The organism is Patescibacteria group bacterium, assembly GCA_041660565.1.
Classification (GTDB): domain Bacteria; phylum Patescibacteriota; class UBA1384; order CAJBMM01; family CAJBMM01; genus JBAZWC01.
This window is the reverse complement of record JBAZWC010000002.1, coordinates 29958-53431: the sequence shown is the minus strand read 5'-3', so window position 1 is coordinate 53431 and position 23474 is coordinate 29958. Positions and strand designations below refer to the sequence as shown.

Here is a 23474-nt window from a genome sequence, read left to right as displayed (position 1 = left end):
AAATTGCTTCGAGACGAAATAATAGTATATTGAAGATATGGAACGATTTAGCCCAGAATCATATCGGCAATCATTAGCTGATGAATTAAAAGACACTCCAAAAGAAGAGCGAGCGGGTGTGTTGGATGAAGCCAAAGAGACGCCTGAATATTGGGATGCCAGAAAAAATGTAATCGCCGAGCGTCAGAATGTGTACGAAGAGGTAGTTGATGATGGGTTGGGCGTGCTTTTTAAAAAGAAAACTCTTTATCATGGTTCAAATATTCCCAATATTCAAACTATGGATGCGGCAGAGGAGGATACTATTGGCTCGGGTGCATATTTTACTTCGGAAGCCACTGACGCGATTGGATATGCCCATCGTCGATCTAGACGAGACGCCAAAAGCCACCCTGTCATTTATGAAGTAAATGTTGAAAATATAAAATTATTAGATTTGCGAAAAAATGAAAACATCGAAATAATTATGCCTGGGTATCGTAAAGTTCTTGAGCAGAGGTTGTCTGATATCGGTGGTATTGGATCTGATAACTGGGGTTATGCTCAGAATTTAGCGGAAGCAATCGAAGCAATTGATAACGGTGATCCTGTCAAAAAAGGATTAAGGACAGTAACATACTACTTCACGCCGCTTTTCACCGAATATGTCGAGTCACTCGGCTATGATGGTTTAATTGCGACCGAAGGTGGTGAGGGAGACATGGATTCTGGCCATGATAGTTTTTTAATTTTTCATCCTGAAAAAGCCCATGTTGTACAGGAACACAGAGTAGAATAAATAATTCAACTAGCTTTTGACGCGATGTGATATAATACACACAAAGAAAGGAAGTAATATGACCGAGAAAAAGGAAATGAATCCAGCCGTAGCTGCAGCACTTGGAGCAGCAGCGGGCGTGGCTATTGGAGTAGCGGCAACTAATTTGGCCGATCCCAAAAAACGCGCTAAACTCAAAAAGGTAGCGGGCAAAGTTAAAGATAGCGCTACCAAAATGGCCAAAAAGGTGGAGTCTGAGGCCAAAAAACTAGGCAAAGAGGTCAAAGACAAAATTGAAGATATGGAATAAATTCGGGTAAATAAACTAAAGAATAACGGGCGAGGATCTTATCCCCGCCCGTTGGCGTCTGTGGTGGCTGTCGTCTGGTGAGTGGTAGTCAGATATTCTCCCTCTTCATCGGTATCGAGTTCCGACTCACCGTGAGGGAGACCGAGCTGTTGTCGCGTTTCCATCTGGTGCAACGTATCTTTATCGTCGTTGCCCAGCGGTTCTGTCGTTTTCTTTCTCACGATTGCGCCTCCTGTGAGTAGGACAACTAACAATTATTGTTATATCTTAATTTAAGACAGCAATCTATGTCATTCCCGCGAAGGCGGGAATCCAGTCTATGAAAAAATGTTCATCATCTTTTTTTCTGGATCCCCGAATAATACCCGCTTCCGCTGTCCAACAACTGACGGAGGCGGAGTGGGCGTCGGGGATGACAGGATGTGATGAATAGGTAAAATCGATTTGCTGAATGGTGAAAAATTTGCCATAATTAAGCTTATGAGTGAACAAATAAAAATTGTTGGTGGGAAGCCATTAAAAGGCACGGTCAAAATTTCCGGAGCAAAAAACGAAGCCACTAAACTTATGGTGGCAAGTGCGTTGTTTGATACCCCTTTGGTGATGGAAAACGTGCCCGATATCGACGATGTAGCCATTACGGCCGAACTATTACATCATTTGGGCTCTATTATTAAATTTGATAAAGTTCGTCACACGCTAGTAGTAGATTCAACTCATATTAATCGCCATGAGGCCATTTTTGGTGAAGGCCGAGGTAACCGACTGTCAATTTTATTGGCCGGGCCACTGCTGCATCGTTTTGGAAAATGCGTGGTGGAGAAACCGGGTGGTTGTCGGATTGGTGAGCGCCCGCTAGATTTGCACTTATATTATTTGCGCACACTTGGTATTACCATTAACGAGGACGATCGATTAATCAGTTTGTCAGGTAAGCTAACTGGCAATGTGATTGAATTTCCATATAAAAGTGTGGGTGCTACTGAAGGTGTTTTGTTAGCTTCAGTGTATGCAAAGGGCGAAACAATCATTAAAAATCATGCTAATGAACCAGAAGTAATTGAACTGATCAAGGTGTTGCAGCAGGCTGGCGCGTTGATTGAATATGATTCAGAAGGGCACATTCACGTTACCGGCGTAGATAAGCCATTAAAGATTAATGTGCCTATAAGAGTAATAGGTGACCGTGTAGAGGCTGTTTCGTATATGGCGGCGGCGCTGGCGACCGATGGAGAAATATCGTTAGAGGGAATTGACCAGAATAGTATTATTACAGCGTTAACCATGTTTCGCAAAGCCGGAGCTGATATTAAAATTGAAGGTCAGACCATTTTAGTGAAGCGTGGTGCAAATTTACGTCCAATAGATTTAGAAACAGACCCACACCCCGCTTTCGCTACTGATTTTCAGCAAGTTTTTGCGGTAATGTTGTCTCAAGCCGAGGGTGTTAGCCGGATTCATGAAACTGTTTTTGATAAACGGTTTGCCTATTTTGAGCAGCTCAATTTACTGGGTGGCAAATTTGAAGTAAAAACCGAATGCGATCCGTTTAAGCAGTGTCGTTTTGCGGGTGAGTATAATCATAATGCCACCATCAATGGCCCAGTCACTTTTCACGGTGGGCACGCCCAAATTACTGATCTTAGGGCTGCATTTGCTTTAACTATGGCCGGAATGCTGTGTAAAAATCAGACAACTTTAGATAACGCCAGTCATTTATTGCGTGGATATGATCAAATAATTACCAAACTATCCGCACTCGGTGCAGACATTAAATTAATCGATAAGTAGCCACATTTTTGGTGCGTGATGCTAGGTACTGTCATTCCGGGCTTGATCCGGAATCCAGCGGGCGATTCGTGTTAACCTCTGGTTTCCGAAGTGAAACGAGGTATCGCCCCTACAGTGGTCGTGTCGTTGATCTTAGTTAATTACGATCTTAGAAAATAAAATTTCGAGTTTATTGTTGCTGTCGGTTGTAACGATTGGTTCTAAACCTACCTCGACAATTCGCGGGCATGCAAGCATTATTTGTTCTAATTGCAGAATGATATTTTCATACTCTTTCATACTTTTTGCATCTTCAGAACTAATTGGGGAGATAAATGTTTCGTGCTTTTTTGGTGATTTAATATGAATGATCGATCCGAATATTGGATCTCTTTTTATGGTAATAGCATATGCGTCGCCTGCCTTTTGGGTAGGATAGACAATCACACCATCAATTTTACCGTCAGGCTTAGTTTTGGTAGCCTTAATAATTTGATCAAAACTTTTTGAACTTTCTGATTCGGAAATATGATCCATTGAATCGATCACTAAACCGCCACTGTTTTCAACTGAGACTGTGGCAAAAGTGGCCAAAGACTGAATTTCGTGAGCAAGCGCTGTGGCTTCGATGGCAGTTTTCGCCAATGCGTCATTTGCTATTGGTAGCCCAAACTCAGTCAAAATTTTTGCACCTGTTTCGGAATCCAAAACAGTGGTTTTATTCGTAACTTTTTTGGGCAGATATTTATCAATATCAACATGGTTAGTTTTGGGCAGAGCGGGATAGGTAATTTTGCGCCCGCTCGATTGACAGAAATCTAGCGCCACTTTAAGCTGCGTTGCACTTTCGGATGGGGATGACGACACACAGATATCCGCTCTCCTTAGTGTTGACGCCGCGGTTCGGACTAAATCACTTCCAATTAAACAGACGGACATTGCTAGGTGCGGATGGTCTTTTTTAAGCTGGAATATCGCTTTAGTGATAGTCTGCAAATCCAAATTCATTTGCGGCGCAATCGTAATTAGTAGGGCGGAGGATTGAAGGTGTTTTGCTAATCCAACAAAATCTTTGTCGGTTTTTACTTCTAGCTGATTAATCACATTAAGCCCGTTTTGTTTGAGGGCACTTAACGCCAAAGTGGTTAATGCTTCAGTGTTACTGGCCACGGTTATGTCCGCAGATTTCATTTCCGGGTTAAGCATGGCAGATGCGGTGTGAGTAAATAATTGGTTAATATCGTGAGCCTTAATGATTCCGGCCTGACGGCAAAACGCATCAGCTATTTCTCTATCGTTGTCGCCGTTATATAAAAGAATAATCGGTTTAGGGTGGTTTGGATTTGCAGTGATTTTGCGAACAGATTCTATCCAGTCTGAATGTGGTGATAGGTGATCTGCGTAAACCACAATCGCTTTGGTTTGATCATCATCTGCAAGATATTGCCATAAATCTAGATCAGAAAATATTTTATCACCTAGACTTATTACTTTCGAAATTCCGATTGAATTAGCATTAGCTAAATCTAACAATCCGCTGCAAATTGCACCATTATCACAGACCAAAGCAACTGACCCCTTGCTGGGAGCTACGCCGATTTTGGATAGATTCACATTTGCGCTTGGGTTTATTACCCCGTAACTGTTTGGGCCAATAATTATTGCATCTGTGTCATTAGAAACTTTAACGATGTTGTCTCGCGTATTTTCAGAAAATTGTTCGCCTGTGGAAACTAGTATCAACGCCTTTATTCCCGCCTCAATTGTCTGCTTGATCGATTTAATAATATCTTTTTCATTGGCAATGATTACTGCCAGTTCGATTTTTTGGTCAATGGCATGAACAGACGGGTAGGTGGTGAGATTCGGAAACTGTTCCGGGGTTTGGCAAACCGGAAATATTTTTCCAGTGTAGTTTCCCCACACTAAATTATCCATTACCATTTTGCCAACCGAGCCGGCTGCGTTTGATGCGCCTAAGACCGCAATCGATTTTGGATTAAAAATATAGTCAAAATTGGCTATTTTCATCTGTCCCTCTACTCAAATTGTATCATTAGTTGATCGCACAGTCATCTCGAGTGTGCTGGAGTGTGACCAGTAATCTTTCAATTCTCCGTTTTGTAACCACAGCTGATCTTTATCATAAGTAAAAGAGGTAGAGAAATATGAATAATATTAAGAAACGTGGATTTGGATCAATGTCTCCGGAGCGTCGTCAAGAAATCGCCCGTTTAGGCGGACAATCTGCTCACGCTAAAGGTTCCGCTCATCGTTTTACATCTGAAGAAGCTAGAGCGGCTGGCCAGCGTGGCGGCAGAAGCAAAAAGAAAACCTAGTAGACGCTATCAATTAACTCGGCATAGTCGCCGTTTTGGTAAATAACAAATCGCTGGTTGTATTGGATTCGCGCCGATTCAATACTTTGATCAAAGTGGCTGAGTACCGACGAAATGTCCGTTTTCTGTTGGTCGGTTAGGCCATCACAAACCTCGTCAATTAAGTGATCCTTAAGCCCTTGAGCGATTTTTATTTGAGTGAAGCTCCAATCCAAAATACGCCAGGCAAACATACGCTGTTCTGCCTCGGCTAGTGGCGTATCTTTAACCTCTCGTAAACGTCTAGAGACGTCAAGATTTTGTTCAACAAATAACTTGTCACCGTCACCCAAAAATGAACCCGGATGATATCCGGCCCGTCCAATATCCGCTAAGGCCAAAACCCGAGCGATTAGCGGGCTTTCGGCGGTAATTTGCGGGTGATGAATCACATAATCGCTATCCATCGTAGTTTTCGACGATCGAATTGCCTCTACCACAGTATCTATTTCGTCTTGGCTGAAAATTTGGCCGTTATCGATGTTATATTTTTGCATTAACGATTTGGCCACAAGAGCGCTCTCGTCTTCATCAGTTGAGGGTTCGCCATTTTTCGGATCTATCCCGTCTGCGCGCACCATTCTAATATTGCCATTGCTATCGGCTACTTGCTTCTCGTGCCAGCTTTTGTGAATGTCGTGCATTGCGGCCGCAATAACGGCTAAACCAGCAGTGTGATGACGGTCAGAATCGTTTTCAAAATCGAGGTTTTTAATAATTTTATTGGCCAAGTTTACTACATCTTCCGTATGTTCGTGGTCATGATAGCTTAGGTTATTGTCAGGATTTTCATTTTGCTCATAGTCTCGGACAATTTTTTCATCCGCTTCTTTCATGAACCACCGAACTGCACGATTAAAATGCTCGACTGGGTTGTCTGTCTCAGCTGGACGAGATAATTCATAGGGTTGCCGATCTTCCGTCAGATTATCCTCCAAATTAGAACTCGATTACGCTTTTAATGCGCTTGTCGGAGTAGTTAAGCGAATCTTTAAATGCATCTTGGGCATGATCAAACGGATATCGGTGGGTGATTAGTCCATTAATTTTAATGCGTTTGCTTTCGAGTAAATTAATAGTTGGCCCGAATGAATTAACACATGTCCACGATCCCATTACCGTTACTTCGTGCTTAACAATCTCCATCATATTAACGCTTACATCGTGCTCAAACACGCCTAGGACTACAATTTTACCTTGGGGCCGTACTAATCCAAATGCCAGATCAATAGTTGGCTCTACCCCTACAACCTCAAACACGATGTCAGCACCTTCGGTGCCGGTATGCTTGTGGTAACTAGCCAACACATTCTCGGTTTTAGAGTTGATCACAAAATCGGTTAAATGATGATCCAGAGCATAATCCAGTCGAGGTTGCATTATGTCGATACCGAAAACGGTGGCACCGGCTGCTTTGGCAATTTGATCCAAAAATAGTCCTATCGGGCCTTGTCCGATGATCGCAACGCTATCACCAACGCCAACGTTCGCTTTTCTGATTCCGTAAACTGCAATTGAGATTGGTTCCACCAACACCCCGTCGTCATAATCCAAATTACTAGGCAAAACATAGACCAGATTTGCCGGTACAGCTAAATATTCAGCCAACCCGCCTTGAATCTGCAGCCCAATAACAGTCGGTTTAACGCACAAGTTCTTTTTGCCATATTGGCAGTATCGGCATTTACCACATCCAATTACATGTTCTGCCACCACTTTGTCGCCGATTTTAATGTTAGATACGTTGGCTCCAACTTTGGCGATGTCGCCTACAAATTCATGTCCCATAATAATCGGCAACGGTACTTTCATGCCGCCATTATATAAATGGAGATCGGTGCCGCAAATGCCCACCTTTTTAATTTTAATCAACACTTCGTCTTCACTAATTTCTGGTATCGGGATATCAACAAATTTTAGTTTTTGGGTACCAACTAGTTGTAGCGCTTTCATTCTCCTCCTTTTCCTATTTATATGATAACGCAAAAAGTCCGTGGGATATAGTGGATATGGTTGAATTTGCATTTATCAACGTTTTTTGTTTCTAGTTTTGCACAGGGGGATGAAAAATCATAAATCTCAATTAATAATTTTTAAAATTTCAGATAATTACTCGTTTAAAAATTGGGGTTTGTGATTTGGTGCTTAAAATATTGGCCATTGGCAATGCCAATATTATCTATGCTATGATAGAAACGCCCCTCAAATAAAAAGTGTTGCTAAGTTAGCAGCAATCTGACCATGTCAGTAATTGCTTTTGACAGCGATTTTTTTGACAACACTGATGGCTTGCGGTATTAAACCGGCAAATCGAGGGACGATGGTCGGTTTTTTATTTTTCTTAATACGGTAGTATTAAGAAAATCGAGACCGATTGAGCGGAGCGAAATGGTCTCTTTTTTTCCTAACGCGAAGCATTTGCAAAATCGAAGTTGACGAGCCATGCGAGACGGTTTCTTTTTACGCTAATCTCCAATGTCATTTCGACTCCTCGAGCATTGTCTCGAGGGTGGAGAAATCTCAAAAGAGAATTGGAAAACGGATTCTTTCTCAGATTTCTCCAACATATTCGAGTTGACACTCTCATAGGGTCGAAATGACAAAATGATGCGAATACCTCGAAATGGCAACAAAACAGTAAAACAAAGGAGGCGCGATATGCCCACAAATCAAGAACAACCCACCGAACTGTTTAAGGACGACATCGTTACTGCGCCGTCATCGGTTGAGCAGTTGTACCAAATTGGTAAAGACATCCCCAAAGCTCCAGCTGACCTACCTGAGCCTAGTTTAAGTGATAACGCGTGGTATATTGGTAAGACTCGTTATGCGGTTCGTGACGAGCAGGGAAATCCACAAGAGTCCGCTCGGGATATGTTTTGGCGGGTTGCTTATAATGTAGCCACTGCCGAGCGCCAATTTGGAGAAAATCCGGAAAAATCGCATTTAGATACCGCTAGAAAATATTATACAATGATGGCATGTCAGCAGTTTATGCCGAACACTCCAACGATGTTAAATGCGGGCAAACCGGAACAGCAACTTTCAGCCTGTTTCGTGTTGCCAATAGAAGATAATTTAACCAGTATTTTGAAAACCGCTACCGACATGGCCAAAATTCACAAATCTGGCGGTGGCACCGGTTTTTCGTTTTCACGCCTGCGTCCAAAAGGCACGGTGATAAAATCATCCAAGGGTCATTCCACCGGCCCCATCTCGTTTATGCAGATGTATAACGATATCGCTTCGTCGGTTCGTCAAGGTGGGGTGCGCCGTGGCGCCAATATGGGTATTTTGAATTACAATCACCCAGATATCTTACTGTTCTCCATTTATAAAGTGGATGAGTTTTCGCTGACCAACTTTAATATCTCGGTTACGGTAACCGAACAGTTCTTTAATCAAGTTAAAATTGATGCCGAGGGTTTGCCGGCAACATACGAAAAAGATATCGATTATGATCAGATTATTGAAGAAGCCAGAACCGCGCACCAAACCCGAGATATTGATCTTAAAACGGTATTGTTGGACAAAGTGGTTGAGCGACTGAGAGAGTGGTGCAACGAAAGCCGACCCGGTTATGGTTATGATTTAGTTAATCCGCATGACAAAACCATCGCCGGTCATCTTAATGCCAAAAAAGTGTTCGATTTAATTACCCGATTAGCGTGGAACTACGGCGATCCGGGCATGATCTTTTTGGATCGTATTAACGAATCTCGTGCAAATCCAACACCGAAACTCGGCCAAATTGAAGCTACAAATCCGTGCGGAGAACAACCTCTGTTACCTTATGACGCTTGTACGTTGGGTAGTATTAACGTGGCAAAATATGTGAATGGAAAAGATTTTGATTGGGACGGAATGAGAGAGGCAATCCATACCGCCACCCGATTTTTGGACGATGTGTTAGATATGAATGAATATCCAATAGATGAAGTGCGAAAAATGACTCGCAGCATTCGCCGTATTGGGCTTGGAATAATGGGTTTTGCCGATGCGTTGTTGCTGTTAGGTGTTGGATATAATACCGATGAGGGGTTAAAAGTTGGCGAAAAGCTAATGAAATTTATGCAAAAAGAGGCCGATAACGCTTCGGTACTGTTAGCAAAAGAGCGCGGGCCGTTCCCATTGTATCCGGATTCAATTTACAATAAAAAAGGCGAAATCAAACCGCGTAACGGCGCCAGAACCACCATTGCCCCTACCGGTACAATTTCTATGTTGGCGGATTGTTCGTCTGGTTGCGAACCGTTGTTCGCCCTTGCGTACGCCAAAAATACCATCGAAGGAAAACGAATTTTTCAGACCAGTCCGCACTTTTTGCAGGCACTTAAGGACCATGGATTACACAACGATGACATTTTAGAGAAAATTCAGAGTAATAACGGCTCAATTCAAGCGCTGGAGCAAATTCCGGCAGAATTAAAGAAGGTGTTTGTGGTGGCTGGGGATATTGCGCCAGAGTGGCATCTAAAGATGCAGGCCGCGTTGCAAAAATATACTGACAATGCCATCTCCAAGACTATTAACTTTTCAAACAGCGCTACGGTAGCAGATGTTCGCACGGCGTATTGGATGGCTTACGAGACAAATTGCAAAGGTATCACAATTTATCGCGATGGTAGCCGAGAAAAGCAGATTTTAGAGACTAAAAAAGAGAATTCTTATTACGATAAAATGGCGGGCAAGACCAGTGCCTCGGTTATCGATTTAGCCGATAGCCAACCGATTACCCTACGCCCGCGTCCTCACGTTTTAACCGGTCGCACCTATAAAGTAAATACGCCGGTGGGTAAAGCGTTTATTTCTATTAACGAAGACGAGAATCAAAATATTTTTGAGGTATTTATTAACGTGGGGCATGCCGGTTCAGATATCACTGCCGACGCAGAAGCAATTGGACGATTAATTTCCCTTACCTTCCGTATCCCTACCCACTACACTTCTGAGCGTATTGCTCAAAATGTGGTTGAACAGCTAACCGGTATTGGTGGCGCAGGGTCAACCGGTTTTGGGGCGATGCGCATTCGTTCATTAGCCGATGCTGTGTCAAAGGTGCTAAAAGAGCATGAATCTGACAAGCAAGGTATCGAAGTAATGCCCGAAAAAACCGAAACGGTGCAAATGGACCAGCCAGAGAGAAAAGGAAACGCCGATATCTGCCCGGATTGTGGCATGGCGACATTTCGATTCATTGAAGGATGCCAAAAATGTGAAAATTGTGGTTTCTCTAAATGTTAATGGTACGAATATGAAACAGCTTAAACGCGGACTGGTCATAATTTATACAGGCGAAGGTAAGGGGAAAACTACCGCCGCTATTGGCTTGGCAGTTCGCGCCGCAGGCTATGATAAACAAGTATTAATCGTGCAATTTGTTAAAAGCTGGTTCACCGGTGAAATTGAGTCCCTTAAAAAAATACCTAGCATTGAATTTATCCAAGCCGGAAAAGGTTTTTATCAGATTTTGGGTGACAAAATATCGGCAGATGAACACAAAGCTGCAGCAGCAGGTGCTTTACAGGTAATTAAGCAACATTTAGCACAAAAAAAGTATGATGTTGTCATACTTGACGAGTCAATTGGGGCCGTGGTAGGCGGGTTAATCACCGAAAAAGATTTACTAGAAATCATTAAACTCAAGCATGTTGATACTGACATAGTTTTTACCGGTCGGCATGCCGACAAATTACCCAACCTGATTAAAAAAGCGGATTTAGTGACGGAAATGACCAAAATAAAGCATCCGTACGACGAAGGATACTTGGCTAAGAAGACTATTGATTTTTAAATATATTAAACAAATTCTGGCACTGTTCAGAGAAAGGAAAAATATGAAAAGGAATATTTGGGCTATAGTAGTGGTATTGGTGATAATAGTCGCGGGTGGGTTTGCGTATAATCAATATGTATCTAACTCAACTCCATCCACTTCTGCTTCCCCATCGCCTACTACATCGGACCAATTTAGCTACTCCGGGCAAGATGGCCAAACCGCGTTAGATCTGCTAAAATCTAAAGCAACGGTGGTAACAAGCGGTGAAGGCGTAAATGCTTTCGTGACCTCAATTAATGGTCGCGCTGCTTCTGACAGCAAGAAAGAATACTGGTCGTTCTTAGTGAATGGCGCAGCAGCTAGCGTTGGTGCCGGCAGTTACACCACCAAATCCACTGACACTATTTTATGGAAAATCGCCACATTCTAATAACTAAGGAGGAAAGTTGAAAGAGCATCTAAAACACATCTGTATCGCATCGCTACTGATTGGTATCGCAATAATCTGGCGATTGATAAACCATCAATATATGTATATGCCAAATCTGGAGTTCATTACCGCCGGTACGTTACTAGCCGCCGCATTTTTGCCCAAATACTATCGCATTGTTGTGCCGCTGGCAGTAATGGTTATCACCGACAAACTAATAGGCAATACCAATATCTTTATTTTTACTTGGAGCGCTTTTGGGTTGATTGGCTTACTTAGTGTAAGTATGAAAAAGTATGAAAAAAATATCAAAACCGTTGGCGTTTCGGCTATTGCGGCTGTGTTATCGTCATTTTTCTTCTTCTTTTATACCAACTTTGGGGTATGGTTGATGGGTGATGGCATTTTTTACCCCAAAACTTGGAGCGGATTAATGCAGTGCTATGTGATGGGTATTCCGTTTTATCGTAATATGTTGCTTGGTAACTTAATTATCGTACCGGTGTATTTTGCAGTGGCAATTTACGCCCCGGTATTGGTTAAATCGATTGTTAGTCACCGCAGAACCAGCACTCAGACTATATAACGCATCGTGCAGTTGTCATCTCGACCATGTAGGGGCGGACTCATATGTCCGCCCATGTTGGAGAAATCTATATAACGAGAATAATAAATTTTTAATTTTTAATTTTAAATGAAAGGTAGCCAATTTTTAAATGACTAAATAAAGAACCATTTAAAATTTAATCATTCGGTACTTATTCATTTAAAATTTAGCCTTTAAAATTTAAAATTGTTTATACAAATTCCACCACTGTTGTTGCGCTTTCCGAGTCGAAACAATATGAGCGAGAGGTGATTTATTTAGATCCGGTAGAGCCGAACCCACCTCGACTAGATTGCTTTAGCTTAGATTTATCAATAATATTCCACTCAGTTTTGGGAATAGGTAGAAAATACCCTTGTGCCAATCTTTGCCCTTTTGTAACAGAAATGGTTTGATCGGTGATATTTTTGACTAAAATTTTCATCTCGTCCTCTGGGCCGCAGTAATCCGGGTCTAAAATTCCAAAAGAGTGGGGCATAATAAGGCCGGTTTTGGCCATGCTAGATCTAGGGGCAATAAACAGAGCATAATCTGGTGGTGTTTCAATTACTAAGCCGGTGGGGAGTAGAACGGTTTGGTTTGGTTCAACGGCGACATCTTCGCAAATTGAAATGTCAAAACAAGCCGCACCGTCGGTTTTGTATTCCGGTATGATGGCATTTGGGTTAATTTTGGCGATGTTTATGGTCAATTTATTCATAAATGTAGATTAACATTAAATATAGTTTGGGGCAATTCAACACTCTATGTCATCCCCGACGTCCGTCAGCTGGCGGATTGTCTCGAGGGTGGAGGAATTTTAAGCGAGAATTTGAAATTTGAAATTTGAAATTTTTAATGATGGAACGGATTCTTTCTCAGATTTCTCCACCGTGGTCGAGTCGACACTCTCCCCGAGTCGAAATGACGCGTGAAAATATTAACCTCGTAGTTGTGCGATTTTATCGCGGAGATCAGCGGCTTTTTCGAACTCCAAATTTCCGGCCGCTTTTTCCATCTTTTGTAAGTAAGATTTAATTAATCGAGCACGTTCTTCTTTTGGTAGATTTTCCGGAATCTCATCTACCTCAATTTTTTCTTCAAAAACTAGAGCCGAATGAAGTGATTTGGCGATTGATTGCGGCGTAATATGGTGTTTTAGGTTGTAATCCATCTGAATTTGACGCCGACGATTAGTCTCGTCAATGGCGGTTTTCATCGATTTTGTCACGGTGTCGGCATACATAATCACCAGGCCATTCACATTTCGCGCCGCTCGTCCGATGGTTTGAATAAAACTGGTAGCGTTACGTAAGAAACCTTCTCGGTCTGCGTCCAGAATTGCCACCAACCCTACCTCCGGTAAATCTAACCCTTCCCGAAGCAAGTTAATACCGATCAAAACGTCAAACTTGCCGTTACGCAGATTTGCTAAAATTTCAGTTCGATCCAACGTGGCCACATCTGAATGCAGGTATTGCACTTTGATGCCGGTTTCAGACAGATATTCGGTTAAATCCTCGGCTAGTCGTTTTGTCAAAGTGGTTACCAAAACCCGTTGCCCGTTTTTGACGCGTAAATTAATTTGATGCATTAAATCGTCAACCTGGTTGGTGGTTGGCTTGACTTCGATTACCGGGTCAACCAAGCCGGTAGGGCGAATAATCTGTTCCACAATTCCATCTGATCCCGACAACTCTTTTTCGTAATCGTTTGGGGTGGCGGAGGTGTAGATAACCTGATTAATGCGGTCTGAGAACTCATCGAACTTTAATGGTCGATTATCTCGTGCGGCTTTTAGTCTAAATCCATAATGAATCAAAGTGTCTTTTCGCGCTTTGTCTCCATTGTACATCCCGCGGATTTGCGGCACGGTCATATGCGATTCGTCTATGACTAACAGATAATCCGACGGGAAATAATCCAGCAACACCGATGGAGGGGAGCCGGCCGGGCGCATATCAAAATAGCGTGAATAGTTTTCGATGCCGTTGCAGATGCCGGTTTCGCGAATTAGTTCTAAATCAAAAGTGGTGCGTTCTCGTAGACGCTGCGCCTCTATTAATCGTCCTTCCTTCTCGAATAGTTTTACTTCACGTTCCATATCTGATTCTATCTGTTTTAAAGTTGGGGTGAGATCGCGAGATTCGGTTAAGAAATGACGCGCCGGAAAGATATCAATCTGACTGAATTGTTCTAACTTATTGCCATCAATCTGATTTACGGTGTAAATTGATTCAATTTGATTGTTGTCAAAAGTAATACGGATGGTTTTATCGTCATACGCGGGAAATAGTTCCACCACATCACCTTTTACCCGAAAAGTGCCCCGTTTCAAATCATAATCGTTGCGTTCGTATAAAATATCGTTCAGCCGACGGATCAGGTTTTGCTGCCCAATCTGCTCACCAACGCTCAGTGGAATCGCCGCGGTTTTGTAAATGTCAGGTGATCCCAAACCGTAAATACACGACACCGACGCCACAATAATAACGTCTTTACGCGTCATTAGTGCTTGAGTGGCGGCGTTGCGCAAGCGATCGATCTCGTCGTTTATCGTCGAATCTTTTTCAATGTAAGTGTCGGACGTGGGGATGTAGGCTTCGGGCTGATAGTAATCGTAAAACGAGACAAAATAATGCACCGCGTTGTTTGGGAAAAAGGTGCGAAATTCACTGGCTAATTGCGCCGCCAGCGTTTTGTTGTGGGCGATTACCAGCGTGGGTTTTTGGACGTTATTGATGATGTTGGCAATGGTGTAAGTTTTACCCGATCCGGTAACGCCTAGTAAGGTTTGATGTTTTTTGCCCGCACTTAAGTTGGCGGTTAGATTATTAATCGCTTTTGGTTGGTCGCCCGATGGCGAATATGGGGCATGTAATTCAAACTTGGTCATATTTCCTTTTATCCTTGTGCGGTAGTTCTCGCTTACGCTCGAACGAGAAAGTAACATTTCTTGTTCGAGGACACTTGGTGTCCGAGAACTATATTGTGACTTCTACCATAACATCTTTTTCAGCTATTGACAAGTATTGAAATTTTTGATACAATATATGCATACGCTGGAGCTTCGTCAGACAGGCTCCGGGCGAACCCATCATTTGTGCCGCATCCGGCAATCGCGGCACACATTCTCTGGAAGGAGTCGGATCGAGATGGCTAGCAATCTTCGTGAGAAGCTGGACAACGGTCAGATATCCCGAGACGAGTACGTCGCGCTTCGCGACGCCGAGATCGCGGAACGGAAGCCGTGGGGGCTCGGAGGCACCCACAGCGGGGTGCCGGTCACGACGGATTCCGCCGCCGGCTTCACCGCCGGCAAGAGGCCGAACATGCCCCATGGCCCGCGCCGTATTCCCCGCTGATCGCCGCTCCTGCACACTCAAGGCTCCCGCGTTGTATAACGTTCCGGGAGCCTCTGCTTTCTCTAAAGGAGAAACTCAGAAATGAGCGCATGGACATCAGTGCGCTCAAAAGGCGCACAAGCTTTACAGCTGGGCGCGGAAAGAGCGGGGATATTGCAATACTACCCCGAAGTAGCAGCCAAGTTCCGTCCGCGCATCCCGTTACTGTCGAATCCGGTGCTCACTGGAGAACTGGAAATATCGCGTCACGTGCAGCGGGTTCATGATTGGCCAGAAGTGCAACGACGAATCAGCGCTATCGCTCAATTCGTCGACGTCTATTTGGACCATCAGGGTACTTGTCATGAAGTGCGACGAGGGTTAGGCTACCCAAATCGGTTAACCGTGGCATCGCTGTTGCCAAAGCGGTTTGTGGATTACGACTTCAACGCGTCGATCGTTCATGTCGCTGCTCATTCGATGTACAATATGGCGCTGTGTTTCGCGCTTGACATTAATGGGCAACAGCCGTCTCACTATGCCGATTATGCCTACAGCAGCCCAGATACCGATTATGGTAACCTGTATCGGTACTTCTGGCTGGTGGACGTTGGCAACTGGCTCGGTGCGATGGAAACCAAAATGACCGCATGCGTTGCCATGATGATCGCCGTGCTAGAGGGTAACCCGATTGCGGAGGGGCTAACCAGAGTGCACTGGGAAATGGTCCACGAGGATCTGGGACCGCTGGATCTAACGCAGTCTCCATGGCGGGAGTTACTGGTCAAACCCGGGTAGTAGGTCTGTAAGACTTGCTACCCTGATTTTTTTTTAATATGTCATCTCGACACCACCGCGAAGCGGGGCGAGAGATCCCGTCAAGAACTGGAAAGGATTTTTATTTAGATTTCTCCACCGAGGTCGTGCCGACGCACTCCCCGAGTCGAAATGACAGATTGAGATGTCTCTATTTAATCTTTTTTAATTGAGATTTGCGCCATTGTTCTATTTTGGCGTGGTCTCCTGAGAGCAAAACATCTGGCACTGTCCAGCCACTGTACTCGGCAGGTTTGGTGTATTGCGGATATTCCAGCATCGCTTTGCCATCCTGCCTTATTGAAAACGAATCATCGTTTGGTGCGCCCTCGGGTAAAACTCCCGGTACAAATCGCGAAATCGCATCTACTAAAACCATCGCCGGTAGTTCACCGCCGGTTAAAACGTAATCACCAATCGAAATTTGCATATCAATTAAATGATCTCGAATACGCTGATCAAAACCTTCATAATGCCCACAAATTAGCACCAACTGTTTTTCTTTGGCCAGATTTTGTGCCATTCTGGCGTTGAAACGTTTGCCTTGGGGCGAAAGTAGAATAACCTTTGGTCGTTCAATCTGATTTCTGATGATTTCTTTTAGCGCTTTATCTACTACGTCCACTTTTAGCAACATACCGGTCCCGCCACCGTACGGTGTGTCGTCTACGGTGTGATGTTTGTCCGGCGCAAAATCGCGTAGGTTGTGTGTTTTTACGCCGATAATTTGATCGTTCTGAGCACGTTTAAGAATGCTATCATTTAGAACGCCATCAAACATTTTGGGAAATAAAGTTAAAATATCAAATTGCATAGATTTATTGTGATGATTTTTATACAAAAAACCACATATGGTGTGGCTTTTTGTTTTTTGTTAATGGTTAGACTAATACGTCGGTTGGGACATCGTCTAGTTTCGGCTCATCTTTGGGTTTTTCTGGAGCGCTTTCTTCAACGACTTCCTCTTTTTTCTCTGGTTCTTCAACTACTGAGTCTTCGGTTGGGGTGGAAACCTCTTGGCCATCTGGCTCGTAAATTTTTAGATTGATACGTTCGTCGGTTTTGGCACCTAGAACATGCAATAATTTGCGGATTGAGTTGACGGTTCGTCCGCCTTTACCAATTATTTTTCCCATATCCTCTTCGTTTACCGTTAGCGAGATTAGAATTCCTTTGTCGTCTACCACACGCTCGGTTTTGACATCCTCGGGGTGATCCACAATCGCCTTAACGATCGTTTGGACGAACTCTTGGTCTGACATTTGCGTCATCTTATCTCCATTTTTTGATATGTTTATGACTGATTGGCGTCGGGTTCAACTACTTCTTCGGTAGCTTCTTCAACTTTTTCTTCGGTGGCGTCTTCAACAGGATTATCAACTGATTCTTCTGGAACTTCCTCGGGCACTGTATCTTTAGCGGCGTCTTCGACTTTTTCGACCTTCTCTGCTTTGTCCTCCTCGATCTTTTCTTTAGCGTAGCGAATGTCGCGCTTGTCTGTCAACACACCGGCATCAACTAACAAATTGTGCACAGTATCGGTTGGCTGAGCGCCGCGCTCAATCCAGTACAAAACGCGGTCTTTTTTAACTTCGAACACTTTTGGTTTTGTGGTCGGAATGTAGTGACCCAAAATCTCGACAAACTTACCGGTGGTTGGTCGGGTGTGCTCAGCAACTACTAAGCGATAAGTCGGCTGATGTTTTTGGCCACGTCGGGCTAGGCGGATGCGTAACATATCTTCTTTTCCTTATCTTGTTTTACTTTATTTATACCTTATTTTTGGCTAAAGGTCAATTACTTATTGGATTGATTTAATAATTCTTGATACATTTTTGGATATCCATTTTTCAAATCCGACATTGAAAATGGTTTTTTACCGGGTAATTGCACCAAATCAATGGTCAATTTACCCTCTGTCAAATGGGTTTTCAGTATTTTGACGTTTTGGCCATCAATCTGGGTGAACGCGCCCGGTTTAGAGGTTAGCGCGCGGACAAAGTTATGCAAATCTATTGGAGATTTGGTCCAATCAATTAATCCGTCCACGCTTTCAAACTTTTTGGTGAAAGTGGCTTTGGTGTGGTCTTGCTCATACAGTGACGATTTATTGCTTAACATTTCCTCTAAGGTCATAATCAGTTGCGCTGCGCCAGACTCAGCCAACCGTTTTGATAACTGATCTGCATTTTCGTCCGGGTCGATATTGTGGCGATACATTGTTACTACCGGGCCGGCGTCCATTTCCGCCGCCATTGCCATCACTGCCACGCCGGTTTGAGTTTCACCGTGCAAAATGGCAGATTGAATTGGGCTGGCGCCACGATATTTTGGCAATAGTGATGGGTGAATATTTAGGTTGATCAGTTTTGCTAAATCCAAAAATTCTTGCGGGATGATTTTTCCATAACTGGCCACAATCTGAAAATCAGGCTTAATTTTGCTTAAGTCTTGAAAAGCATTTGTGGCTGACTGGGCTTTGGTGGCGTTTTTGTGTTGGCAATTAAGCGACATTGGCTGCAGCACTTTGATTTTATTATCAAGGGCGAATTTTTTCACCGGTGACGCGGTTAGCTGATGTCCGCGGCCAGCCGGTTTATCGGTTTCGGTTACAATCGCTTTAAGTTCAAACTGTGGGTGCAGAAGCAACTCTTCTAGCGCCGGTACGGCAAAATCGGAGGTGCCGTAAAAGACGATCGAATAGTGTCTTAGACGATCAGTGAACAGTACGCCTTCCAAGTGGTCAACCTCGTGTTGAATTACGCGCGCATACAAGTCGCTTGCGTTTAGCGTTTGCTTATTTCCATCAACATCAAGAAATTCAACCGTAATCGACTTTGATCGTTCAACCACGCCGGTAATTCCCGGAATAGACAAGCAGCCTTCGGTGGCGAACTCTTTTTCCGACGAGAATTTGGTGATTTTAGGATTGAATAAAATGGTGGTTGGGATGTAATCTTCACCCTCTTTTTCGGGTGAATTTCCCACAACGATCAAACGAACATTCTGATTAACTTGGGGAGCGGCTAGGCCGATGCCATTGCCATCTACCATTGTTTCCAGCATATTGTTGGCTAGCTTCACCAAATCTGGCGTGATTTTTGGCACACTGATGGCTTTGCGATTTAAGATTGGGCTTGGGGCATATACCAGTTTTAATTTCATATTATTATTATAGCACATTTGGAGGATAGAGGATAGAGAATGGAGGATGGAAAGGCAGAAATAGGGGACGGTTCTCTTTTAAGCACGGTTTTGACTAAATGTAGATAATTTACAATTTGAAATTTGAAATTTGAAATGATGGAAATTTTTTTTATATAGATTCCGGATTAAATCCGGAATGACAAAGCGCTCGCGGAAATCAGTGCTGGCCGCATTGCTCGAATCGATCAGGCGGGAAAAGATGCGGTCATGACGAAGCCCGCGTCGGTGCCAGAAAAAAGCCGACTCAGCCTGACAGCAAGGTCGCACCGAATTCTGGCCGAATACGCCAAGGAACACGAGATGACTGAAGACAAGGCACTTCAGTACGCTGTTTCCCTGCTTCGGCCTTGCTGTGGCCCGCCTCCTAGCCCGGCCAAAGGGCCACGAGCTCTTCTTCGGTGGCTTACCTGCCGCTGATGTGCCAAATAGTCGCCCCCGAAAGATGGTGGGCGGCTATTTCTTTATTCCAAATTTTTTAGTTTTTCGTATAGTTCGCGTTGTTCGCGACTAAGATGTCTTGGCACGCGTATGCGAACCGAGACAATCAAATCACCAACCCCGCCACGAAACGCCCGCCCCTGCCCACGTAGACGGAATGAATGGCCGTCCTGTGTGCCAGCCGGTATTGCTAGGTCAACTTTTTTGTTCTCAACTTGTAAATGCAAGGTATCGCCTAAAACCGCTTGGGTAATTGATATTTCAACTTCAACTTGGACTTGCGCCATGGTTTGACCAAAAATCCCCTCAAACAGATCTCCCAAACCGCCACCAAAGTGTACTCCGCCAGATCCAAAATCGAATCCGCCCATATTGCCAAATCCACCGAAGCCGCCGGGGTTTGCTCCACCAAATTGCGCACCATCGGCGGTGCCAAAGGTGTCGTAAGATTGGCGTTTTTGCGGGTTAGATAAAACTTGATAAGCTTCGTTAATTTCTTTGAATTTGGCTTCGGCTGCGGCGCCACCGCCCTTGTCTGGGTGATGCTCGTGGGCTAATTTACGATATGCACGCTTAATTTCATCCGCCGAGGCAGATTTTGAAACGCCTAAAATTTCATAATAATTTTTAGCCACAATTAATCGTTTCTTGGTTGTAATACCGATATTCTACAATTTTTATTGGATATTTTCAAGATCGTATAACTTCCATAACCTGTCATCTCGACCCGAGGAGCGCCGCAGCGTGACTACGTTGGAGAAATCTAAAACAATTAGAATTTTTAATTTTCAATTTTTAATTTCAAATGAATGGTTGCCAATTTTTAAATGACTAAATAAGGAACCATTTAAAATTTAATCATTCGGTACTTATTCATTTAAAATTTAGCCTTTAAAATTTAAAATTATTGACAGGATTCTTTCTTGAGATTTCTCCAACGTAGTCGATTTGACAACCTCCTCGGGTCGAAATGACAGAAAATGCTCGTTATTCCTTAACCACCGTTTTCGAGTTTGCGTCGATTTTTACCACCAAACTAGTTCCGGCATCCGCAGTTTTGTAGGTAACAATCCAATATAAATAATTATTCGGTGTAGATCTTTGTAAATTTACATCTACCCCGGTCACTTTATTTGATGATGAAAATTGACTGCCCCCATTCTGATCTGCAATTTGCACCGCATCAACATAGCTGGATTTCCAATAGGCGGTGTCGATAGCCAACAAAGAGCCTTGATAATCGGATTTGGGGATGATTGCTCTTAAGCTACTGCCGGTACTTTGCGAAATACTAATAGTGTAGTGATTAGCGTTGTCATCGGTTGAGTCAAAAACATACACTTCATTGGCGCTGTCTAATTTTAGAGTTGCGCTAAGCGAGATAAATAACCCGCTAAACGTGGCGTTGCTTTTCCACATTGGCCATTGGCTAATTCGACTTTTGGCGGTAGCAAAACGGTTAATGCTGTTCTCGGTGGCTAATTTGGTATCGGCGGAAAGAATTGAATCTGTGGATGCCGAAGCCGAGGAGGAAGCAGATGGGGAAGTGCTGGATACGGCACTAGGCGAAGAGGTTGGGGTGGTGGTTCCAGTTTTTTTGTTTGCAAACACCATCAACACTACTGCGATTGCACCAAGTACAACTACAATACCAACCACAGCGAACAGTAAGCGTTTATTCATACCATTCGCCTTGTCTGGCTATTTAGATTGATCCTGCCCCTCTTTGTCATCCTTTGGCTTCTCCCCCGCCTCGTCGGTTTTTGTTTCAGATTTTTCTGGTTCTTGATAAGCCGCTTGTCCCAGTTTGGATAGGTGATTACTTAACTCTTCGGTTGCTTTGGCAATTTGCGCTGCATCGTTAGATGTTAGGGTGTTTTTGACTGCCAGCACCGCGTCTTCAACCGCTCGTTTTAATTCCGGATCGGCTTTTTCGCCTAAATCGCGCAATGTTTTTTCGGCCGTATATATCATATTATCGGCGATATTCTTGCTTTCCACAAGTTCGCGTTTCTTCTTATCTTCGTCCGCGTGTGCTTCGGCGTCTTTTTGCATCTTACTAATTTCTTCGTCGGATAATCCGGAAGAAGAAGTGATGGTGATTTTTTGTTCTTTACCGGTGGCCTTGTCTTTGGCTGAAACGTGAACAATACCATTAGCATCTATGTCAAACGTAACTTCAACCTGTGGCACGCCTCTGGGGGCTGGTGGGATGCCATCCAGTACAAACTGGCCTAAGGTTTTGTTGTCCGCGGCCATATCGCGCTCACCTTGTAAGACGTGGATTTCCACAGCCGGTTGATTATCGCTAGCAGTAGAAAACACCTGTGATTTTGATGTCGGGATGGTAGTGTTGCGCTCAATTAATCTGGTCATTACTCCACCCAAAGTTTCTAATCCCAAAGACAGCGGGGTAACATCTAACAGCAATACGTCTTTAACATCGCCGCCCAACACTCCACCTTGAATAGCGGCGCCAATTGCTACTGCTTCATCCGGATTTACGCTTTTGTTTGGTTCTTTGCCAAAGAAATCTTTGACCGCCGCAATTACTCGTGGCATACGGGTTTGCCCACCAACTAAAATGACTTCGTTAACATCGGATGGGTTTAGTTTTGAGTCGGCTAGCGCTTTTTTGCAGGGCTCTAAGGTGCGCTGAACCAAATCTTCGGTTAGTTGTTCCAAGCGCGCACGAGTAATTTTGGTGACCAAATGTTTTGGCCCGTTAGCGTCTGCGGTGATAAACGGTAAGTTAACTTCGGTTTCCAAAGTGTTAGAAAGCTCAATTTTGGCTTTTTCGGCCGCTTCTTTAATACGTTGCAATGCCATGATGTCTTTTGATAGATCAATTCCCTGATCCTTTTTAAAGATTTCAAGTAATTCTTGCATCAATTTTTGGTCAAAGTCGTCTCCACCCAAATGCGTATCACCGTTGGTGGCAATTACCTCAAAACTTGATTCGCCATCGGCAGCGGATAGTTCCAGCACGGTAATATCAAACGTACCACCGCCTAAATCAAAAACCGCCACTTTTTCATTTTTCTGTTTTTCCAAGCCGTAAGCCAGTGCGGCAGCAGTTGGTTCATTAATGATACGTTGCACGTTCAGCCCGGCAATTTTGCCGGCGTCTTTGGTGGCTTGGCGTTCGGCATCGTCAAAATAAGCTGGCACGGTGATAACCGCATCAGTTACCGGTTCGCCCAAATAGCTTTCAGCATCTTGCTTAATTTTGGCTAAAATAAACGAGGAAATTTCTTGCGGGGTGTACTCTTTATCATTTAACATCACCGAAACAGAGCCGTTGGCTGCTTTAACCGCTTTATAAGGAATATGTTTTAGATCGTCTTGAACGTCTTTATCGTCAAATTTGCGTCCGATAAAACGTTTAATGGAAAAGATAGTGTTGGCGGGATTAGTGACCGCTTGGCGCTTAGCAATTTGCCCTACCAGTCGCTCATTATTTTTGTTGATAGCAACAATAGATGGCACAATGTTACCGCCCTCGGCGGTGGGGATTACTTTGGCGCTGCCAGCTTCCATTACGGCGCCAACCGAGTTGGTAGTACCTAAATCGATACCGATTATTTTACCCATAAAACCTCCTGATCTTTAATTATAATCTTAATTTAACTACTAATAAATGTAAAGTATCCTTTACA

The 23474-nt window shown here is 43.7% G+C and carries 22 protein-coding genes and 1 pseudogene; 10 read left to right on the top strand and 13 right to left on the bottom strand.

All coding sequences use genetic code 11. The annotated features are described in order from the left end of the window. Positions 1–37: 37 nt before the first annotated feature. Together WC773_02820 and WC773_02815 are read left to right on the top strand one after the other, a co-directional pair. Entirely contained in the window at positions 38–778 is a 741-nt protein-coding gene (locus WC773_02820) for a hypothetical protein (protein MFA6082316.1), read from the top strand. 58 nt (positions 779–836) lie between these two features. Further along, positions 837–1067 carry a hypothetical protein gene (locus WC773_02815; GenBank protein ID MFA6082315.1) on the top strand — a complete coding sequence of 77 codons (231 nt, stop codon included), beginning with the start codon at positions 837–839 and terminating at the stop codon, positions 1065–1067. 38 nt (positions 1068–1105) lie between these two features. Here the strand turns inward: WC773_02815 and WC773_02810 are convergent, their stop codons facing one another. Beyond that, entirely contained in the window at positions 1106–1288 is a 183-nt protein-coding gene (locus tag WC773_02810; protein MFA6082314.1) for a hypothetical protein, read from the bottom strand. A 259-nt stretch (positions 1289–1547) separates the two neighbouring features. Here WC773_02810 and murA point away from each other — a divergent pair, with 259 nt between their 5' ends. Then, positions 1548–2858: a UDP-N-acetylglucosamine 1-carboxyvinyltransferase gene (murA, locus tag WC773_02805; GenBank protein ID MFA6082313.1), complete on the top strand. Its 1311-nt coding sequence runs from the start codon at positions 1548–1550 to the stop codon at positions 2856–2858. 132 nt (positions 2859–2990) lie between these two features. Here murA and WC773_02800 read toward each other — a convergent pair whose 3' ends face one another. Beyond that, positions 2991–4868, bottom strand: coding sequence for a CoA-binding protein (locus tag WC773_02800; GenBank protein ID MFA6082312.1), 1878 nt, complete (start codon positions 4866–4868; stop codon positions 2991–2993). Positions 4869–5005: 137 nt separating this feature from the next. On the opposite strand from WC773_02800, the gene WC773_02795 reads away from it, so the two are divergent. Continuing rightward, positions 5006–5176, top strand: a complete 171-nt coding sequence (locus WC773_02795) for a KGG domain-containing protein (protein ID MFA6082311.1) — start codon at positions 5006–5008, stop codon at positions 5174–5176. Here WC773_02795 and WC773_02790 read toward each other — a convergent pair. Together WC773_02790 and WC773_02785 are read right to left on the bottom strand one after the other, a co-directional pair. Then, positions 5173–6051, bottom strand: coding sequence for a hypothetical protein (locus WC773_02790; GenBank protein ID MFA6082310.1), 879 nt, complete (start codon positions 6049–6051; stop codon positions 5173–5175). The two genes, WC773_02795 and WC773_02790, sit on opposite strands and share 4 nt — an antisense overlap. A 103-nt stretch (positions 6052–6154) precedes the next feature. Continuing rightward, complete coding sequence (locus tag WC773_02785; GenBank protein MFA6082309.1) at positions 6155–7168, bottom strand: alcohol dehydrogenase catalytic domain-containing protein; 1014 nt, start codon at positions 7166–7168, stop codon at positions 6155–6157. A 705-nt stretch (positions 7169–7873) separates the two neighbouring features. On the opposite strand from WC773_02785, the gene WC773_02780 reads away from it, so the two are divergent. The 4 genes from WC773_02780 to WC773_02765 are packed head-to-tail and all read left to right on the top strand — an operon-like array spanning position 7874 to position 12010. Continuing rightward, a complete protein-coding gene (locus WC773_02780; GenBank protein MFA6082308.1) occupies positions 7874–10459 on the top strand; it encodes an adenosylcobalamin-dependent ribonucleoside-diphosphate reductase in 2586 nt (861 codons plus the stop codon). Next, entirely contained in the window at positions 10431–11009 is a 579-nt protein-coding gene (locus WC773_02775) for a cob(I)yrinic acid a,c-diamide adenosyltransferase (GenBank protein ID MFA6082307.1), read from the top strand. Before WC773_02780 ends, WC773_02775 begins: the two co-directional genes overlap by 29 nt. Before the next feature lie 43 nt (positions 11010–11052). Next, positions 11053–11424, top strand: coding sequence for a DUF4430 domain-containing protein (locus tag WC773_02770; protein MFA6082306.1), 372 nt, complete (start codon positions 11053–11055; stop codon positions 11422–11424). A gap of 16 nt (positions 11425–11440) precedes the next feature. Further along, positions 11441–12010: a DUF6580 family putative transport protein gene (locus tag WC773_02765; protein ID MFA6082305.1), complete on the top strand. Its 570-nt coding sequence runs from the start codon at positions 11441–11443 to the stop codon at positions 12008–12010. A 274-nt stretch (positions 12011–12284) separates the two neighbouring features. Here the strand turns inward: WC773_02765 and dut are convergent, their stop codons facing one another. Together dut and uvrB are read right to left on the bottom strand one after the other, a co-directional pair. Next, positions 12285–12731 carry a dUTP diphosphatase gene (gene dut, locus WC773_02760; GenBank protein MFA6082304.1) on the bottom strand — a complete coding sequence of 149 codons (447 nt, stop codon included), beginning with the start codon at positions 12729–12731 and terminating at the stop codon, positions 12285–12287. A gap of 219 nt (positions 12732–12950) precedes the next feature. Then, positions 12951–14906, bottom strand: a complete 1956-nt coding sequence (uvrB, locus tag WC773_02755) for an excinuclease ABC subunit UvrB (protein ID MFA6082303.1) — start codon at positions 14904–14906, stop codon at positions 12951–12953. 259 nt (positions 14907–15165) lie between these two features. Here uvrB and WC773_02750 point away from each other — a divergent pair, with 259 nt between their 5' ends. Together WC773_02750 and WC773_02745 are read left to right on the top strand one after the other, a co-directional pair. Continuing rightward, the gene (locus WC773_02750; protein MFA6082302.1) at positions 15166–15375 is read left to right on the top strand and encodes a hypothetical protein; all 210 of its coding nucleotides are present in this window, start codon (positions 15166–15168) and stop codon (positions 15373–15375) included. 216 nt (positions 15376–15591) lie between these two features. After that, entirely contained in the window at positions 15592–16152 is a 561-nt protein-coding gene (locus WC773_02745; GenBank protein ID MFA6082301.1) for a hypothetical protein, read from the top strand. Positions 16153–16339: 187 nt separating this feature from the next. Here the strand turns inward: WC773_02745 and trmD are convergent. The 7 genes and pseudogenes from trmD to dnaK form a co-directional block, all read right to left on the bottom strand. Continuing rightward, positions 16340–16984, bottom strand: a pseudogene (gene trmD / locus WC773_02740) (tRNA (guanosine(37)-N1)-methyltransferase TrmD). 67 nt (positions 16985–17051) lie between these two features. Next, complete coding sequence (locus tag WC773_02735) at positions 17052–17432, bottom strand: KH domain-containing protein (protein MFA6082300.1); 381 nt, start codon at positions 17430–17432, stop codon at positions 17052–17054. A 32-nt stretch (positions 17433–17464) separates the two neighbouring features. Further along, complete coding sequence (gene rpsP / locus WC773_02730; protein ID MFA6082299.1) at positions 17465–17908, bottom strand: 30S ribosomal protein S16; 444 nt, start codon at positions 17906–17908, stop codon at positions 17465–17467. 59 nt (positions 17909–17967) lie between these two features. Then, complete coding sequence (fmt, locus tag WC773_02725; protein ID MFA6082298.1) at positions 17968–19335, bottom strand: methionyl-tRNA formyltransferase; 1368 nt, start codon at positions 19333–19335, stop codon at positions 17968–17970. Between the two features lie 503 nt (positions 19336–19838). Then, positions 19839–20450: a DnaJ domain-containing protein gene (locus WC773_02720; GenBank protein MFA6082297.1), complete on the bottom strand. Its 612-nt coding sequence runs from the start codon at positions 20448–20450 to the stop codon at positions 19839–19841. Between the two features lie 352 nt (positions 20451–20802). Further along, the gene (locus WC773_02715) at positions 20803–21498 is read right to left on the bottom strand and encodes a hypothetical protein (GenBank protein ID MFA6082296.1); all 696 of its coding nucleotides are present in this window, start codon (positions 21496–21498) and stop codon (positions 20803–20805) included. A gap of 18 nt (positions 21499–21516) precedes the next feature. Then, positions 21517–23409 (bottom strand): molecular chaperone DnaK, encoded by a 1893-nt coding sequence (gene dnaK, locus WC773_02710; GenBank protein MFA6082295.1) that lies wholly within the window; start codon positions 23407–23409, stop codon positions 21517–21519. Positions 23410–23474: the final 65 nt, after the last annotated feature.